The 16,825-nt window shown below is 67.9% G+C and carries 19 protein-coding genes; 9 read left to right on the forward strand and 10 right to left on the reverse strand.

Going from position 1 to position 16,825, the window contains the following annotated elements:
- Positions 1–50: 50 nt before the first annotated feature.
- Positions 51–560: a DUF2285 domain-containing protein gene (locus AAHM44_RS08515; protein ID WP_342249695.1), complete on the reverse strand. Its 510-nt coding sequence runs from the start codon at positions 558–560 to the stop codon at positions 51–53.
- Between the two features lie 860 nt (positions 561–1,420).
- On the opposite strand from AAHM44_RS08515, the gene AAHM44_RS08520 reads away from it, so the two are divergent.
- Entirely contained in the window at positions 1,421–1,912 is a 492-nt protein-coding gene (locus AAHM44_RS08520; protein ID WP_342249696.1) for a hypothetical protein, read from the forward strand.
- 13 nt (positions 1,913–1,925) lie between these two features.
- Here the strand turns inward: AAHM44_RS08520 and AAHM44_RS08525 are convergent, their stop codons facing one another.
- The 4 genes from AAHM44_RS08525 to AAHM44_RS08540 all read right to left on the reverse strand — a co-directional run bounded on the left by AAHM44_RS08525 (position 1,926) and on the right by AAHM44_RS08540 (position 4,991).
- A complete protein-coding gene (locus AAHM44_RS08525; RefSeq protein ID WP_342249697.1) occupies positions 1,926–2,183 on the reverse strand; it encodes a sigma factor-like helix-turn-helix DNA-binding protein in 258 nt (85 codons plus the stop codon).
- A gap of 322 nt (positions 2,184–2,505) precedes the next feature.
- Complete coding sequence (locus AAHM44_RS08530) at positions 2,506–3,798, reverse strand: cation:proton antiporter (protein ID WP_342249698.1); 1,293 nt, start codon at positions 3,796–3,798, stop codon at positions 2,506–2,508.
- 231 nt (positions 3,799–4,029) lie between these two features.
- The gene (locus AAHM44_RS08535; RefSeq protein ID WP_342249699.1) at positions 4,030–4,659 is read right to left on the reverse strand and encodes a hypothetical protein; all 630 of its coding nucleotides are present in this window, start codon (positions 4,657–4,659) and stop codon (positions 4,030–4,032) included.
- A gap of 26 nt (positions 4,660–4,685) precedes the next feature.
- The gene (locus tag AAHM44_RS08540; RefSeq protein WP_342249700.1) at positions 4,686–4,991 is read right to left on the reverse strand and encodes a hypothetical protein; all 306 of its coding nucleotides are present in this window, start codon (positions 4,989–4,991) and stop codon (positions 4,686–4,688) included.
- A 292-nt stretch (positions 4,992–5,283) separates the two neighbouring features.
- Between AAHM44_RS08540 and AAHM44_RS08545 the strand changes: the two genes are divergently transcribed.
- Together AAHM44_RS08545 and AAHM44_RS08550 are read left to right on the forward strand one after the other, a co-directional pair.
- Entirely contained in the window at positions 5,284–5,526 is a 243-nt protein-coding gene (locus tag AAHM44_RS08545; RefSeq protein WP_269575805.1) for a hypothetical protein, read from the forward strand.
- A gap of 23 nt (positions 5,527–5,549) precedes the next feature.
- On the forward strand, positions 5,550–5,837 hold the full coding sequence (locus AAHM44_RS08550) for a hypothetical protein (protein WP_342249701.1): 288 nt from the start codon (positions 5,550–5,552) through the stop codon (positions 5,835–5,837).
- 55 nt (positions 5,838–5,892) lie between these two features.
- Here the strand turns inward: AAHM44_RS08550 and AAHM44_RS08555 are convergent, their stop codons facing one another.
- Positions 5,893–6,933 (reverse strand): ATP-dependent DNA ligase, encoded by a 1,041-nt coding sequence (locus AAHM44_RS08555; RefSeq protein WP_342249702.1) that lies wholly within the window; start codon positions 6,931–6,933, stop codon positions 5,893–5,895.
- Positions 6,930–7,727, reverse strand: a complete 798-nt coding sequence (gene xth / locus AAHM44_RS08560) for an exodeoxyribonuclease III (RefSeq protein ID WP_342249703.1) — start codon at positions 7,725–7,727, stop codon at positions 6,930–6,932. The genes AAHM44_RS08555 and xth overlap by 4 nt, the downstream gene beginning before the upstream one ends.
- Positions 7,728–7,910: 183 nt before the next feature.
- On the opposite strand from xth, the gene AAHM44_RS08565 reads away from it, so the two are divergent.
- The 6 genes from AAHM44_RS08565 (at position 7,911) to AAHM44_RS08590 (ending at position 11,772) form a co-directional block, all read left to right on the forward strand.
- Positions 7,911–8,333 (forward strand): hypothetical protein, encoded by a 423-nt coding sequence (locus AAHM44_RS08565; protein WP_342249704.1) that lies wholly within the window; start codon positions 7,911–7,913, stop codon positions 8,331–8,333.
- Between the two features lie 97 nt (positions 8,334–8,430).
- On the forward strand, positions 8,431–8,805 hold the full coding sequence (locus tag AAHM44_RS08570) for a DUF3606 domain-containing protein (RefSeq protein ID WP_342249705.1): 375 nt from the start codon (positions 8,431–8,433) through the stop codon (positions 8,803–8,805).
- 76 nt (positions 8,806–8,881) lie between these two features.
- Positions 8,882–9,196: a hypothetical protein gene (locus tag AAHM44_RS08575; protein ID WP_342249706.1), complete on the forward strand. Its 315-nt coding sequence runs from the start codon at positions 8,882–8,884 to the stop codon at positions 9,194–9,196.
- 90 nt (positions 9,197–9,286) lie between these two features.
- Entirely contained in the window at positions 9,287–10,009 is a 723-nt protein-coding gene (locus tag AAHM44_RS08580; RefSeq protein ID WP_342249707.1) for an ImuA family protein, read from the forward strand.
- On the forward strand, positions 9,930–11,477 hold the full coding sequence (locus AAHM44_RS08585; RefSeq protein ID WP_342249708.1) for a Y-family DNA polymerase: 1,548 nt from the start codon (positions 9,930–9,932) through the stop codon (positions 11,475–11,477). The genes AAHM44_RS08580 and AAHM44_RS08585 overlap by 80 nt, the downstream gene beginning before the upstream one ends.
- A gap of 103 nt (positions 11,478–11,580) precedes the next feature.
- Positions 11,581–11,772 carry a hypothetical protein gene (locus tag AAHM44_RS08590; protein WP_342249709.1) on the forward strand — a complete coding sequence of 64 codons (192 nt, stop codon included), beginning with the start codon at positions 11,581–11,583 and terminating at the stop codon, positions 11,770–11,772.
- Between the two features lie 162 nt (positions 11,773–11,934).
- On the opposite strand, the gene AAHM44_RS08595 is transcribed toward AAHM44_RS08590, so the two are convergent.
- The 3 genes from AAHM44_RS08595 to AAHM44_RS08605 all read right to left on the reverse strand — a co-directional run bounded on the left by AAHM44_RS08595 (position 11,935) and on the right by AAHM44_RS08605 (position 16,688).
- Entirely contained in the window at positions 11,935–12,972 is a 1,038-nt protein-coding gene (locus AAHM44_RS08595; RefSeq protein ID WP_342249710.1) for an extracellular catalytic domain type 1 short-chain-length polyhydroxyalkanoate depolymerase, read from the reverse strand.
- 63 nt (positions 12,973–13,035) lie between these two features.
- Entirely contained in the window at positions 13,036–16,155 is a 3,120-nt protein-coding gene (locus AAHM44_RS08600; protein ID WP_342249711.1) for a DEAD/DEAH box helicase, read from the reverse strand.
- Complete coding sequence (locus AAHM44_RS08605) at positions 16,152–16,688, reverse strand: PRC-barrel domain-containing protein (protein ID WP_342249712.1); 537 nt, start codon at positions 16,686–16,688, stop codon at positions 16,152–16,154. Before AAHM44_RS08605 ends, AAHM44_RS08600 begins: the two co-directional genes overlap by 4 nt.
- Between the last annotated feature and the right edge of the window lie 137 nt (positions 16,689–16,825).

Consider the following 16,825-nt stretch of genomic DNA (forward strand, 5'->3'; position numbering starts at 1 on the left):
GCCCCCCCCCCCCCCCCCCCCCCCCCCCCCCCCCCCCCCACCGGCATCACTTACCCGGTGCCTGCAAGCAAGGCGCGCCAGCCACCGCTGCGCATCCGCGTTCCGAAGGCAAGCATGCGTCTGACCTGCGAACGCAGATAGTCGGACGATCCCGCCCAGTCCGCGCGCACCCGGTCTGCCCCAAACAGGGTCTCCGCCACATCGCGCTGGCTGGCACCGGCCTCTCGGGCGTCGAGGGCCCGCCGACCGACGGCGACCAAACGCTGCAATGTCAGCAGCGGAGCGTCGATCTTGCGCAGTCCGTCGAAGACAAAGCGAAAGCAAACCGGGGCATGCGTAACCGTCCCACCCCGCACATCCAGTCGAAGACGATGCAGACCATCGCTCAGCAGCACATGCTCGACGGGGTCGTCGCCCCGTAGCACGGCGGAGAAGCAGCCCACTCTCGCAAGGTCGAACCCCTCGGGATCGTCGCCGACAATGTCGCACGCCAGCACGGACGGATCGGTCGCGGAATCGAAGAAGAGTCGCGCATCCCATGCCGGCGTCGCAGCTGTCAAGCATATCGGATAATGTCGGTTGGGCGGACGCCGGCATGACCTATCCCTGAATCTGCTCGCTGGATGCAGCGAATAGAACAAACATGGAACATTACTTTTGGTCAAGCGTGTCAGCCACGCGTCGTGCCTTCCCTCAAGCATTTAAAGTTTGAGCGACATTCTCAGCCTGTTCGAAGTTGCGGCTAGGGGCGCTTGCGAACGACCGGTTGTGAATCTTGCGGCTTAAGCAGAGAGATGAACGAAGGTCGGCTTTCCCTGCGCGATTGCTCAATAGGGGACAGGCGGGAAGCGGCCCAAGAGCCGACTAGCTGCTGCTGGCGGAAGCCGCCGGGCAAAAATGCGCCCCAATCTCAGCCGTTCGGCCGGCTTCGGCGTAATCCCGAAACCTGCCGTTCATTCAGCCCGGCGCAGCGATGACCTGACGGCCGAAACTGGGACAAATCCGCCATTCGCGATCATAAGGCGAAGCGGTAGGTTTCGGTTGAAGCGGAAGTTCGTGTTTTTGGGGTAATCGGCTCGGAAATGAGCAACTCTGGAGGTTAGCCGACTAGTCGTCTCAGAGAGGCGGCCGCGGTGAGCTGCCATTCGTTAAGGTAGCCGCTGACGATAAAAACGCGGCAACTAATCGCCCGCATCTAGAGCCGAATACGGCGGAATCGCCGTTCGACATCGGACGGCGACGCCATGTCGTTTTCCAGCACTCCGCCCCCCAACCGAGGCTTTGCGATTTAAAAACCGAGCGCTCCATGAAAAAATCGGGCCGCGCATTGGCAACGGGGGCAGGCTTGCATCATCTTCGGGCAGGATTCCAACTTGAAGAACTTCGGGCTGAGTGACGCCGTCACCACCACCAGCCAGGGGTGCACAAAGAACAACGCCGTCTCTATCGCGATCGCACGCTAGGCGCGGAGCAGGAAGCCGCTTGGAACGCCGCATGGGCCGAGCGGATGACGGGTTGGCGCCGAAAGCGGATCTACGACGGCTTGCACAGGGTGTTCAGGGCGTTCTGGGAGCGGACGGGCCTCAAGAGGTCGAGTGCTTATACCGAGAGCGACATCGACGACTGGTGCCGAACCATCGAGACGATCTCGGAGCTTCGCAACCTGCTTGTCCATGGCGAGAACCTCGTCTCCCAGCGTCTCGGTGATCTGGTGGCGGACCAGCCCTGGCTCGGCATGCAGCACACCGCCGGTCAGATCCTCGAAGTCTCGCTTCTGGACATCATGATCGTCGAGAGGTTCTTCACTGATCTGATCATGCAGATCAACGATAGCCTGATGGAGCTGGCCGCGGGTGGCAAGCCGATCATGAAGATGGGCCTGGACGAAGCGGCCAAGGGTAAGGAGGCCTGAGATGGGCAGGCGTTCACCGCGCGATCACCGCTGGGCCAAGGAGCCCAGAAGGCTGATTGCGCAATTCGACCCCTATGACATCTGGAGCAAGCTGAACTGGGAGGCAGCGCAGTATGCTGCCCTTCGAGCGGCTGAGCCGCGCGCCGATCTCGGGATAGGCCAGACCGTCCACCCGGAGCATCAGGAATATCTCGCGCGTGATGTCCTCCATCGTCGCCACAGCAGCCTCCAACCGCGCCAAGCGGACACGGCCCTTGCGGTTCAGACGCATCGCCCTGCCCTCCTCCTGCTAAAAACACCGCGACCCGGGCCGGAATGGCGGGGTGGGCGGCAGGAGCAGGACCGCCGGTCCCGCCGGGCGAGGCGGGCCGCACCCGCAGGGCCGCAACGCAGTGGAGGAGCCGGGCAACGCCCGGCTTGCGGCGCGCCGCGGCGGGACCACAGGGATGCGACGCCCACCTCGCCAGTCCGCGGACGCGGACAGAAAACGCCATAGCGCTCGCGCGATGTCCGCTACGCGCGACCGCAGGGCACAGCGACATCGCGCCATCGTTCAGCCCTGCGAGAGGGGCGCATGACGGAAGCAAGTTGGGCTAAGCGGCGTGGCCAGGGGAGCTTTCGTCCGCATCCGGATCGCGCCCGTGATGACGGTCGAGCGACCGCATTACCGGCGTGACCGTAAGCCCGTGCAGCAGGATCGAGACCAGGACCACGAGGCTCAACAATGCCCAGAGCCGGCTCTGATCTCCCCCTTCCACATGGTTCAGACCGTAAGCGAGATAGTAGAAGGAGCCGACGCCGCGGATCCCGAAAAAGGCCAGGGTCATCTTCTCGCTGCGTCCGGCCTTGAAGCCTAGAAGGCCTATCGCGCCGGCCACCGGCCGCACCACGAGCAAGATGATACCGGCGGCAAGTATCTCCGGCCAGCCGAGGGGTGCCAGGAGGCCGCTCACCAGGGCGCCACCGAACAGCAGCAGACCCGCCATCATTGCAATCCGCTCGATCTGCTCAGTGAAGTCGTGCATTTCGCGCTGGAATTCATGGCTGCGATGCGCATGCCGAATGGCCATGGCGGCAACAAAGACGCCGAGGAAACCATAGCTCTGCGCCATCTCGCAGAGCCCGTAGGTGATCAGCGTCGCCGCGATCGCGATCACGCCGTCGCCGGTCTGCGCCAGCTTGCTCTCGGCCGGAATGTGGAACGTGATCCATCCGAACAATTGGCCGACCAGCCAGCCGATGCCGGCCCCGGCCCCGATTTCCCAGATCACGCTATGAAGGACCCATTTCGTGGCCCAGGCTTCGCCGGTCATGCTCGCTGCCGCCAGCGCTATCGCGAGATTCACGAACGGAAAGGCCAGTCCATCGTTCAGGCCCGCCTCGGAGGTGAGCCCGAAACGCACCTCGTCGTCCTCGCCCGACTTTGGTGGGCCGACTTGGACATCGGCCGCAAGGACCGGGTCGGTCGGCGCCATGACCCCACCGAGCAGGATGGCGAGCGGGAGCGGCAGGCCAAGCACCCAAACGCCGATCAAGGTAACCCCGCCTATCGTCAGAAGCATCGTGGGCCCCAGGAGGCGCCAGGTGACAGCCCAGCGTTTCCAGCCGAACACCCGATCGATCTTCAACCCGGCCCCCATCAGCGCGATGATGACGACGAGCTCGGTGAAGTGCTCGACGAAGACCGGATGCGCGCTGGGCAAGGGCACCACCGGTGTCGGCGCATAATGGCCCAGGGCAGCACCGATCGCGATGCAGACGATCGGAAGCGACAGTGGCAGCCTTTTCAAGGCAAGCGGCAGCCACGCGACGAGCGCGATCAGCACGCCGATCCCGACCAGCGCCGAGATATAGGGCTCCGGAGGCCAGTAGAATATGTCCGACATCTGGTGCTAACCGATCAATCGCCGCGACGTTCATCACGCCGGAGCACCTCCCGAATTCGCTGCACCGGCGCGCCGCACGGCATATCCAAATCGGCGACCGTGCAAACCTCGTCAGCTGACGGAGGTCAGGTCGGTTGACCCAGGCTGGAGGCGCCGGTGCGGCGCGCCGGCCCGCGTTCGCGGCAATGCGTGGCGTAAGGAGGCCGGCGCGATGGCCGGCCTCCCCATCGATCACATCACGGTCGGCTCGCGGCGATAGGCAGCGCGATGGCTGTCGATCTCGCCGGTGCTATACGGCACCGCGTCCGGATCGAAGCCGGTCCAGCCGGACTGCCTATAGTCCGATCCGCGGGCGCCGGCGCTGACACCGCGATTGCCGTCGAGCACCGCCTCGGTCTCGCCGACGAGGTTGTCCTCGACGCGCGCGCTGACGAGCGTTCCGCCGCGGCGGACGCCCTCGGCATAGACGCCGGCTTCCTCATCGGTGTGGCCCGCATTCTTCAGCGCGCCGACGATGCCACCGGTGGCCGCGCCGCCGGCGCCACCAATCGCCGCACCGACTGCGGTCGATGCCAGCCAGCCGGCAGCCACGATCGGGCCGAGGCCGGGAATCGCGAGAAGCCCAAGGCCGGCGAGCAGGCCGCCCACGCCGCCGATGGCGGCGCCGGCAGAGGCGCCGCGTGTGACGTCGCCATCTTCATTCATACCGTCATTGTCGCCTCGGTCGGCACTGTGCCTGCCGTGCGCGTCGTTGGCGACAATGCTGAGATCGTCATGGGGAACGCCGATGCGCTCGAGCTCGGTCACCGCGGTCTTGGCGTCCGAATAGTCGTCGAACAGGCGTGTGATGGTCCTGGTCATATTCAATACTCCTGAAATGCAATGAATCAGCGCGAAGTGACGTTGCCCTTGAAGTCGAGCATCACCGTCACCGGGCGGCGGTGCTTCATCGCGCGGCCTTGCCAGACACCGTCATTGTTCTTGCGAAGGCCGCTGATTTTCGTGAAGCCGGCCTTGGCGATGCGTCCCCGGGCCTGGCTCTGGGTGAACGAGCTATGCCCGCGCGCCGGACGGGCGACTGCATGGACGCGGCTGTCCTTCACGGCCGGGTTGTGTGGCGAGGACTGGCGGTCCTGGGCGATCGCGCCGGTGCTGGCGATGGTCGCCAGCGCGGCAAGAATATAGAGCTTCATGAATTTTCCTCTCGGTGACGCCGCGCGTCGTGCAGGCGCACGCCATCTGTCGATGCGAGATCGACAGGACGCATTCCCTCGTGCGGCGGATTGTGAAGCTATAACCCGTTGGAATCGAACGCGGGCGCATGCGCTCCGAAATAAATCGCCGCGCGCTCAGGCCTCCCCTAACGCCAGCCTAGCGCCGAAGCGGACGATCTGGCCCTGCCCAGTCCGGAAACCTTCGCCGGGGCTTCGCGCCGCGCGGAACGTTGCCCGTCCCGCATGCGCTTTGCAGAAAAGGAGTATGGCGATGAGCAATTTATTGGGCGCGCTGATCGGCGCCGCGATCGACCGTCAGGATGGCGACAGCGGGATCAAGGGTGCGATCGTCGGGACGGTCGCCGAAAGTGCGATTCGCTTCCTGGCACCGGTCCTCGCCACCTATGCGCTTGGCTGGGCCGTCCAGTACGGCATCGGCAAGGCATGGCAGGCGGTCGCCGGAGAGCCGCCTCTGGACGGGCGCTCCGGCGCGTCACCCCAGGCCGGACGCTGATGCGGAGCGCGGCGCTGGCGGCAATGATCCTGGCATCGCTGGCGCTCGGCGCATGCCAGGGACCCAACGAGCGCGCGGGCCGCGAAAAGGACCAGGCAGAGGCGCTGGCAAACGGGCAAAATGTCTCAGGCGATGGACCGAACCAGCGTCAGGGCCAAGCGCAGGACCAAGTGGAAGCGGCGGATCGCAGGACGCGGAACGCGGATGCTGCGGCGCTCGAGAGCCGGGGCGATCAGATCCGCGGGAATGCCGATAGCGAGGCGGACAAGCTCGACAAGCAGGCACGCGCCGTTCGCGACGGCAAAAAGTGAGCGAGGCCACAATTGTCTGTGGAGCGGCTCGCGCAAGATGTCGACGAAGCACGGATCACCCGCGCGGTCCGCTGATATCCGCCAGTTCCGAAGGCCGCAGCGCATAGTCGAGCTGCTCCATGCGGCATTGCCGGGGCGCCTTATCGGGCCGCCAGCGCACAAGGCCGGTTCCGTGGCGAAAGCGGTCGCCGGTGACCTGGTCGAAGCTCACCTCGACGACCAGCTCGGGCTTGAGCGGCAGCCACTCACTTTCCTTGCCGTCGTTCCACCGGCTCGGCCCGCCCGGTGCCTTGCCGGTGAAGCCAGGCGGCGCGATCAGCGCGTCCAGCCGCTCGGTCAGCGCGGCACGGTCCTGCTTCGCAAGCGCGGAGGTGAAGCCGACATGGTTGAGCAGCCCAGCCTTATCATAGAGCCCGAGCAGCAGCGAAACGACGGATTGGCTGTCCTTGGCACGGCGGAAGCCGCCGACGACGCAGTCCGCGGTGCGGTGCTGCTTGACCTTGAGCATCGCGCGCTCGCCGGGCCGATAGGGCTGGTCGAGCGGCTTGGCGATGACCCCGTCGAGAGCCCCGCCGCTGGCGGCGAGCCAAGCCTGCGCGCCCGCCAGGTCGGAGGCGTGGGGCGATAGCAGCAGCATCGCGCTGCCGTCACGCGCATGGAAGCGCTCAAGTGCCGCGCGGCGTTCGGCGAGCGGCCGGTCGGCCAGTCCGGTGCCGCCCAGCGCGAGACAGTCGAACAGCATTAATTGCGCCGGCGTCTCGTGCGACAAGCGCAGGATCCGGCTTTCGGCCGGATGCAGCCGGGCCTGCAGCGCATCGAAGGACAGGATGCCGCCCATTGGCAGGATCAGCTCGCCGTCCAAGACATAGTCATCGGACCGTGTCGCCAGCAGCGCCGCGACGATCTCGGGAAAATAGCGCGCCAGCGACTTGCCCGATTTGGAGCGCAGCTCGACATGGCCGCCCAGGCGCGAGGCGATCGCGCGAAAGCCGTCCCATTTGGGCTCGAACTGCCACGCACCCTGCACGGGCAACGCCTCGACGAGCTTCGCCTCCATCGGCACCGTGTCGGCGAGCGGATGCGGCTTGGCGGTCACGGGCGCCGCTTGCGCTTGGGCTTGTCGGAAAGCTCGACCCAGACCGGCGCATGATCGCTGGTCTTTTCCCAGCCGCGGACATGCATGTCGACCTGCGCGTCGACGAGTCGGTCAGCCAGCATCGGGCTGAGCAGCAGGTGATCGATCCTGAGGCCGGCATTGCGGCCATAGGCGTTCCGGAAATAGTCCCAGAAGGTATAGATGGTCTCGTCCGGGTGGATCGTCCGCAGCGCATCGGTCCAGCCCTGCCCGGTCAGCCGGAAAAAGGCTTCGCGCACCTCGGGCGCGAACAGCGCATCGTCGAGCCAGCGCTCCGGCTTATAGACATCGCGCTCGGTCGGCATGACGTTGAAGTCGCCGGCGAGCATTACCGGCAGCCCCAATTCCAGCAGCCCCGCGGCATGCTCGATGAGCTTGTCGAACCAGCGGAGTTTATAGTCGAACTTGGGGCCCGGCCGCGGATTGCCGTTCGGGAGATAGAGCCCGCCGATGAGCAGCCCGTTGACCGCCGCCTCGATATAGCGGCTCTGGCTGCCGTCGGGATCGCCCGGAAGGCCGCGGCGCGTCTCGTGGATCTCGCCGACCCGGCTGAGCATCGCGACGCCGTTCCAGCTCTTCTGGCCATGCCAGACCGCATCATAGCCCAGGTCGCGGATTGCCGTTTCGGGGAACTTCTCCTGCGGCGCCTTCAGCTCCTGCAGCACGACGATGTCGGGCTGGCGTTCCTCCAGCCAGCGCAGCAGCACCGGCAGGCGTCCGTTGACGCCATTCACATTGTAGGTCGCGATCTTCACGCGAGACAGACGTTTCGAAGCGGCCCCGCGTTCCGCTCGCCCTTGACCGCGCGCCGATGGACGCGATCGCCGGAACTCCCGACGCCGTCGGCGCGCTTTGAAACCAGGCCGCCTCGACGCGGCGTTTGATGGAGAGCGACAATGGCCGGAGGAAGCGAACTGGAGCCCGGGGACTCGCGAAACGTGACCGGGACGGCCCATACGCCGGACGGACGCTGGAGCGGCGATGCGCCGGCGCCGGGCCATGGCGGCGAACTCGAACCTGCGGATTCGCGCAACGTCACCGGCACCGCATCGACGCCGGACGGCCGCTGGACGAACGACGCGAATGTCGACGGTTCCGGCGCTCCCTCCGCGCCGAAGCCTGGTTCGCCCGTCGAGGACGATCAGGGCATTCCTCAGACCGGCGAGGAGGATCCGCTGGCCGAAGTCAGCGCCGGGCCCGACGATGAGCGCAGCGCAGCCGATTTCTCTCAGTCTGAAGCCGAGAAGGACGCTGCGAACCAGTCGGGCGGCGATGACGACAGCATCGAGCCCTCGCGCATCCCGGGTTCGGCCGAAGACATCAAGGTTGCCGGTGAGACCGGGCCCGGTCCCAGCGGCTGATCGCGCCCTGCCAACTGGTTGAAAATGGGTCGGTTCGCGCGTCGTGCGCAGGAACCCGGACTGCGTCCAACGGTTGGTTCTGGCGAGGAGAACGCAGATGTCGGACCGCAACCCAGCCCATACCGGACCAGCCGATCCCGAGCAGACCGCTCAGGAGAGCGAGCAGGCCGGTATCGCCGACGAGGGGGCCGCCTACACCAACGCGATCTCGCGCGAGGCCGACCAGGGCGGTGGCAAGACCGACGCGGCCACAGCCGCGAGCAACCCGGCGATCGGCGCAGGTACTGCTGGCGACCCGGGCATCGCCGATCGCAAGGCCACCACGATCGACCCGGAGGACGAGACAGCCGCGGAGCGCTGGGCCGACCGCTATTCGGTGACGCGCGCGCAGCTCGAGGAGGCGGTCAGCGCGGTCGGCAGCGACGCGCATGCCGTCCAGACCTATCTGCGCGGCCAGGGCGGCGGCGACTAGATCGCGGCCCGTTGCGCGCCCGGCTCTCCGCAACGCCGGGCGCGGCAATCGTTGGAACGCGGTGGAGGAGCAGGATATGGACATTGCAACGACGGGCGCGGTCGAACGGATCGCGCGGGTGCTGGCCGGACAGCGTCTCAGCGCCAATGCCGACGGCGACGATGCCCATGCGGCAGGCGCGGTCGACAGCCAGTGGCACGAATTCGAAGACGATGCGATCGCGGTGCTCAAGACGCTGCGCGAGCCCGATGCCGAGATGGAGCGCGCGGGCGACATTGCGGTCTGGCAGCGGATGATCGCGGCCGCGCTCGGCGAGCCCGTCGACGACCTGCGCGCGAGCCCGGTAGAAGCGCCCGAGCCCGGCACCGACCCGCTGCACGAAGGCCCCTGACCCTCCCGTCTTGCACGGCTCGCTTGACTCGTTCATCCCATTGGGAACAAACAAGGAACGAATCACCTCGTTCTTGAGTCTAGCCATCCCATGGGTCAGCCCGCCGTCATCGCCCAGCTGCGCTCGCGCATCGCCGCCATCGAAGGTGTCGGCCAGCGCCATGCGTCGGTGCTGTTCGGGATCGACGCGCTGGACGGCTGGCTGCCGGGGAGTGGCCTCGCCACCGGCGCGCTGCATGAAGTGGCCGGCAGCCCCGAGTTATGCGACGATGCCGCCGCGACGATCTTCCTGTCCGGCATCCTCGCGCGGATCGACGGCCCGGTATTCTGGTGCCTGCGCTGGCGCGACCTGTTCGCCCCTGCCCTCGACCTGGCCGGCCTGGCGCCCGACCGGGTGATCCATGTCGAGGCGGGCAGCGACGTCAACGTCCTGCTGGCAATGGAGGAGTGCCTGCGTCATGCCGGCGTGGTCGGCGAGGTCGCCAAACTCTCGACCACCGCCTCGAAGCGGCTCCAGCTCGCCGCCGAGGGCTCTGGTGTCCCGGCCTACGTGTTCCGCAGTGCAGCGCCGATCGAGGGCACGGGCGAAGGCACCGCCGCGATGACGCGCTGGCGCGTGCTCGCGGCGCCGAGCATTCCCTTGGGCATTCCCAGTCTCGGCCGGCCGCGCTGGGACGTGCAGCTCGAACGCGTGCGCGGGGGCGAACCCCGATCCTGGATCATGGAGGCCTGCGATGCGCAGGGTCGTCTCGCTCTACCTGCCCAGCTGGTCGACCGACCGGCTGCGGCGGAAGAGCGGCGCCGGGCAAGCTGAGGCCGGCCTCGCGCCCGATACGCCGCTCGCCACCGCCCTGCCCGATCATGGCCGCAAGGTCGTCGCCGCGATCGACGCGGCGGCGCGTGCCGCCGGCATCCGCCCGGGCATGACCGTCACCAAGGCCCGCAGCCTGGTGCCCGAATTGGCCGTCATCGATGCCGACCCGGCCGCCGATCTCGTAGCGCTCCACCGGCTGGCGCTCTGGGCGGGGCGCTATTCGCCGTTCGTGGCTCCCGACCCGCCCGACGGCGTGTGGATCGACATCGGCGGTTGCGAGGCATTGTTCGGCGGCGAGCGGCCGCTGCTCAAGGACTTGCATCGCCGCATCGCCCGCGCAGGGTTCGCGGTACAGATCGCCGCGGCCGACACGCCCGGCTGCGCGCACGCGGTCGCGCGCCACGTGCCCGCCGGCCGCCCGGTGTCGATCCTTTCCGGCGACCAGCGCAAGGCGATGGCGCTGCTGCCGATCGCAGCACTGCGCCTCGATCCGGGCACGATCGACGGCCTGCGCAAGCTCGGCTTCGAGCGCGTCGAGCAATTGCTCGGCACGCCGCGCGGTCCCCTCGCCCGCCGCTTCGGCCGCACGCTCCACCAGCGCCTTGACCAGGCGCTCGGCCATGCCGGCGAAGCGCTTGAGCCGGTTTACCCGCCCAGGGTGCCGCGCGCGCGCCGCAGCCTGCTCGAGCCGATCGTCACGCCCGAGGCCTTTGCCCAAGTGATCGGAGATCTCGCCGGCGATCTTGCCGACCAGCTCGTGGCGCTCGGCCGCGGCGCCCGCCGGCTCGACTGCTATTTCCACCGCGTCGACGGGCGCACGCAGGCGGTTCGCGTCGGCACCGCCGCGCCCAGCCGCGATCCTGCGCATTTCGCCAAGCTGCTTGTCGCCCGGATCGATCAGGTCGAGCCCGGCCTCGGCATCGAGGCGATGACGCTGGTCGCCCCGCTCGTCGAGCCGCTCGCGGCGGCGCAGGCCGATCTGGCGGCGGGCGCCGAGCGCAAGGCCGATCTCGGCGCGCTGGTCGATGCGCTCGCCAACCGCTTCGGCCAGGCGAGTCTCTACCGCGCCCAGCCTCGGGCCGGAGGCATGCCCGAGCGCTCGGTAGGGCAAGCCGCCGCGATGGAGGCTGCGTCGAGCCGCCGCTGGGCGGACGACCTGCCGCGGCCCGGACGCCTGCTCGACCCGCCCCAGCCGATCCAGGTCACCGCGATGCTGCCCGACCACCCGCCGGCAATGTTCCTCTGGGGACGCAAGCGCTACCGCGTCGTCCAGGCCGACGGTCCCGAGCGGCTGCACGGCGAATCTTGGCGCGGCCAAGGCCATGAGGCGCGCCAGCCCTTTGCCGTGCGCGACTATTTCCAGGTCGAGGTCGAAGGGGGCGGCCGCTACTGGCTGTTCCGCCAGGGCGACGGCGAGCATGGTGCGACGGACCCCATGACCTGGTTCATCCACGGTGCCTTCGCTTGAGTGCGGGATGCCCGGCGCCTAGCCGTACAATGATCCAGGTTCTTGAAGCGAGCGGCACCCGCTTTCTATCTCGCGCGTTCAAGCATCGACCCATGGGAAGACGATGAACCGGGAATCGGATGTGGACTATTTCGCGCGCCGCGCGCGCGAGGAGCGGGAGAAGGCGGAAAACGCGCCCGACCCGCCGCGCTACCGCAAGCATCTCGACTTCGCGCACGCGTATGAGCGCCGCGTCCTCATCCTGCGCCGAGAAGAGCGTGCCGCCAGCGCCTCCGTGGATGCCGAAGCGCGGTAAGCTTCATGGCCCAGACCGGACAGCGCGGAGAACGCGGGCTCGCTTTGGCCGGCGCGGCGAATGCTTTCAGCCGGGTCGGCGCGTCCTCGCATCAGCCCGGCGGCGCGCAGTGCATTCTCGATGACTTGCCCGACGCCGCCGCCAGCAACCCGCTCGGGGTATCTAGCGGCGGTTGCGCACGCACCCGCGGCCGCCGCGGGCGCCGGCGCCGGGATGGGATGGGATGGGATGGGATCCAACCGCGCGTCGATCCACGAACGGCGCGCGAACCGGCGCGGCCAGTCCCCAGAAGCGTGCGATCCGCCGGGTCGAGGAAATCCCCGCCTCCAGCATATGCGGGGCGCTCGCGCCGCAGCTTTCGTCGCCACGGGTCGATAGCGGCGTGCCATGGCCCATGCCGGCGATCCGATACTCCTCGAGCACCGGGCGCCCGCGCGCATCCCGCCACACGCGATGGGGATGGCCATCGGCCATCCCGGTTTCCACCGCATCGTCGGAAACGCCGTGGATTGCCTGCCACTGCACCAGGATGGCATCGGCATTGGCAGGTACGACGGTATGGTCGGCGCTGCCATGCCAGATCGATAAGATCGGCCAGGGTCCGCGGTGCGGCGAGGCGGAACGGACGGCCGCCGCGAGCGCAGCCTGCCCCGGCCCGCCATGGCCGCGCATCCGATCAAAGGCTTCGGGCACGCTGCCGGCCGAACCGAAGGCCAGCCCCGCGATGATCGCGCCACCGGCGAACAGCTCGGGATAGGTCGCCAGCATCACGGAGGTCATCGCGCCGCCGGCGGACGGGCCGTTGATGAAGATCCGGTCGGGATCGGCGCCGTGGCGATCGACCATCGCGCCAATCATCTGGCGGATCGACAGGGGTTCGCCGGCATCGCGCCGGCTGTCCCCTGGCTCGAACCAACTGAAGCACAGGTTCATATTGTTGGCGCGGCGCTGCTCGGGAAAGAGCAGAATGAAGCCCTGTTCCTCGGCGAGCTGCGACCAGCCGGAACCATCATCGTAGCCGGCGGCATTCTCAGTGCAGCCATGCAGCACAACCACCAGCGGCGCGTGCGCGCCCGCGGTATCGGGCACATAGAAATAGGCATCGAGCGCACCGGGGTTGGAGCCGAAGTCGCCAAGCGGCGTCAGCTTGGCGTATGGGCCAAACGGACTAGCCGGCCGATAGTTGCTGCGCTGCAACATAAATCAGCCGCCGGGACGATGCTTCTGAAAAAGACATTGTCCGTCGGTCTTGGGGGGAGCCGGTCAGGACGCGAGCAATTCCAGCAAGGCCTGGATCCGCTCGCTTCGATTCCATTCGTCGGTCGCCTCGGCAAGCACGAGCCTGCCATCCTTTTCGGTCAACCCTGCTCCAATCGCATCGGCGTCGAACTCGGTCCTAGGCGTGAGCGCAATCGCGGCGGGACCGGCGTCGATGCGCTCGATCCGCAGCGCCTGCGCGGCCAAGCGGATGCGGCCACGCGCCATCAGCGCCTCGGCTTCGTGCGGCAACGGCCCGAAGCGATCGAGCAATTCCTCCTCGAAAGCGTCCAACCCCGCATCATCTTCGATCCGCGCCAGCCGCACATAAAGACCGAGCCGCACATCGGGCTCGGGAATCCAGCTTTCGGGAAGAAAGCCGCCCATGCCGAGATGTAATTCGGGCGACCAGCGCTCGACCGTCTCGCCTTGGGCGCTGCGCAGCGCCGCGCTCAGCAGATACTGGTAGAGCTGGGTGCCGATCAGCTTGATGTGCCCGGCCTGGTTGTCGCCGAGCAGGTCACCCGCGCCGCGCATGTCGAGATCCTCGGCGCTGATATCGAAGCCCGCTCCGAGCCGGTCATGGTTAGCAAGCGTACGTAGCCGCTTCAAGGTGCGCTCGCCGATCGCGTCCTCGGCCTGGGTGAGCAGGATCACCTGTCCGCGCCGATTGCCGCGCCCGACCCGGCCGCGCAGCTGGTGGAGCTGGGCGAGACCGAAGCGGTCGGCGCGCCAGACGATCATCGTGTTGGCGCTCGGCACGTCGAGCCCTGCTTCGATGATGTTGGTGGCGAGCAGGATATCGCCCTTGCAGCCGGCGAAGTCGACCATCGCCGCGTCGATCTCGGCGGCCGGCATCTTGCCATGCGCCTCGACCAGCGCGAGGTCGGGCACAATGCGGCGCAGCTTCTCGGCGAGCTTGGCCATGTCCTCGATCCGCGGCACGACGACAAAGCTCTGCCCGCCCCTGCCCTTCTCGCGCAACAGCGCGGTGCGGATGCGCACGTCGTCATATTGGTCGAGGCTGGTGCGGATCGGCTGGCGCCGGGCCGGCGGCGTGGCGATTATCGACACTTGCTGGAGCCCGATCAGCGCCATCTGCAGCGTGCGCGGGATCGGCGTGGCGCTGAGCGACAGCAGATGCGTCTTGCCCGAGCCGCGCAGCCGCGCCTTGTCGGCTGCACCAAAGCGCTGTTCCTCATCGATCACGACGAGACCCAGATTGGCATAGCGCACGTCCTTGGCCATCACCGCGCCCGTGCCGATGACGATCTGGATCGAACCGTCCGCAAGCCCGGTCTTGACCGCCTTCTTCTCCGCAGCGCTCGACAGGCGCGACAGTCCGGCGACCTTGATTCCCGTCGCCTCGAACCGCTTGGCGAAGCCTTCGAGATGCTGGCGTACCAGCACGGTGGTCGGCGCGGCGACGATCACCTGATAGCCGGCGAGCGCGGCGAGCGCGGCGCCGCGCAGCGCCACCTCGGTCTTGCCATAGCCGACATCGCCGACGACCAGCCGGTCCATCGGCTTGCCGCTGGCAAGGTCCGCGCGCACCGCGGCGATCGCCCGCGCCTGGTCTGCGGTCTCGTTGAATGCGAAGCCGCCCGCGAAGCGCTCATAGGCGGACGCGTCAGGTTCGATCACCGGCGCCTCCAGCGTCGCGCGCGCCTCGGCGAGCGCAGCTAGCCCGCGCGCGCTCTCGTTGACGGCTTCGTCGATCGCCGCGCGGCGCTTGTTCCAGGACGAGCCGTCGAGCTTGTCGAAGGTCACGGCATCGGCGTCCGCGCCATAACGCCAGATCCGGTCGGCAGCGTCGATCGTGACGAGGCGGCGTGCACCGCCGGCATATTCGAGCGCGATCATCTCGCCCGGCTCGCCGCCGCCCTCAGGCACGGGCTCAAGCCCCGCGACCAGCGCCACGCCATGATCCTCATGGACGACGACATCGCCGAGGCGGATCTCAGTGCCAGCGGCCGCGAACGGGTCAATGACATGGACGGGCGCATCCTCGAGTTGCGCGCGGCTGCCAAGGATGTCGGCGGCCGCGACGACGACCAACCGGTCGTCGACGAACCCGCCATCGACGGGCATGTCGATGCTGCCTGCAGCGCCGGAAGCGAGTGCCTCGATATCGGCAAAACCGACAAGATCGACCAGGTCGAGCGCGAGGCGCCGCGCGATCTTCGTGCGCAGGAAGCGGATGTCGCGCTTGCTGCCGGCGAGCACCAGTGCGCGCCCTTCCTCCAGCAGCGGCCGGGCGAAGCGGACGAATGCCGCCATGGGCCCGCGCGCCTCGACGAAGCGCGGCATCGGCACGATGGCATCGTCGAAGGCGACGCCTTGCCAGTCCGCGAGCGCCGCGGCCCAGATTTTCTCCTCGATCGCATCGACCTTGCCGCCGGCGCGTCCCGCGGTGTCGGCTGCGAGCTGAAGGAACCGCGCACGCCGCTTGTCCGCCTTGTCCGATCGCGCGAGCAGGCCGGACTTCATATGGGCGAGGATCGGAACCGGCTCGACGAGCGCCGGCTCGGCGGCATGGCCGATCTCGAGCAGGTCGAGCTCGGCGACGGTGCGCTGGGTCAGGGGGTCGAAGGCGCGGATCGCGGCGATGGCGCCATCGGCGATCTCGATCCGCGCCGGGAGACCGGCATCTGCGGGGAAAATGTCGATCACATCGCCACGGATCGCGACTTCGCCAGGTTCGTCGATGCGGTCGTCGGCGAAATAGCCAAGCGCCTCGACCTGCGCCGCAAAGGCTTCCGCGTCGAGCATATCGCCCGGGCGGAGCGTAGGCGGCGCCCCGTCATAGGCCTCTGGCGCCGGATAGCGCCGCGCGGCCGCCTCGCCGCTCAGGATCAGCACCAAATGCGGGCGGTCCTTTTGCTGCTGCGCCTGCCGCAGCGCTCGAAGCGCCGCAACGCGCCTGCCGGTGTTGGACGGCGATGGCGGCGCGACGTCGCCCGGCAGGGCGTCGCTCGAGGGCAGAAAAATCACCTGCTCTTCGGGCACCAGCGAACGCAGGGCGACGGCAAGCGCGTCTGCCTGCTGCTCGTCATCGGCGAGATAGACGAGATCGTCCTGCTTCAGGGCAGCGGCGATCCGGAGCGCGCTGTGGGCGATCCTCATGCCGTCACCGGCTGCGGCACCGCGGCCGCCGGCCAATCGCCGCCGTCCAGCGCAGGCAGCGCCTCGAACGCGGTCGGCGAAAGAGTGAGTGCGAGCTTGTCGCAGCCGAAGTCGACCGCCTCGCGCGGCACGGCGCGCAAGGCCTCGCGAATCCCCGCGACACCACCGGTCGCGACCACGACATAGCTGACCGTGCCCGACCGGCATTCGACCAACGCTTCGACGGCCTTGCCGAGGGGCGCGCCCTCGGCGTCGACCACCGCCATGCCCGCGACCCCGGTGGCGGTGAACAGGCTCGGCACCGACGCCTTGCGGCTCTTTGCCTTGGCTGTCTCGGCGCCGTCCTCATAGGTTGCCTGGCGCCCGAGCCAGCGCCAGATCCCGACCAGGTTGACCAACGTCAGGAAGGCGTTCGAGGCGAGCAGGTTCGCCTGTCCGGAGGACAGGCCGATCGCGACCCAGCACACCGACCCGATCGTGAAGACCACGAAGCCCCAGCCGGTCAGCCGAGCTCCGAGGTTGGCGGCGGTCATCATCGCGGCGATCATGGTCGCGACCGGGGCGACCCATGCGGCAATCTCGTTCAGTGCCTTATCCTCTCAATACCGTCGCACGCTTCGCGCATGGAGGAGCGCAACGCGCCAACCCAATAATTGGGCACGCGCGCGCC

Source organism: Sphingomonas sp. OTU376, from assembly GCF_038440415.1.
GTDB lineage: Bacteria > Pseudomonadota > Alphaproteobacteria > Sphingomonadales > Sphingomonadaceae > Sphingomonas > Sphingomonas kyeonggiensis_A.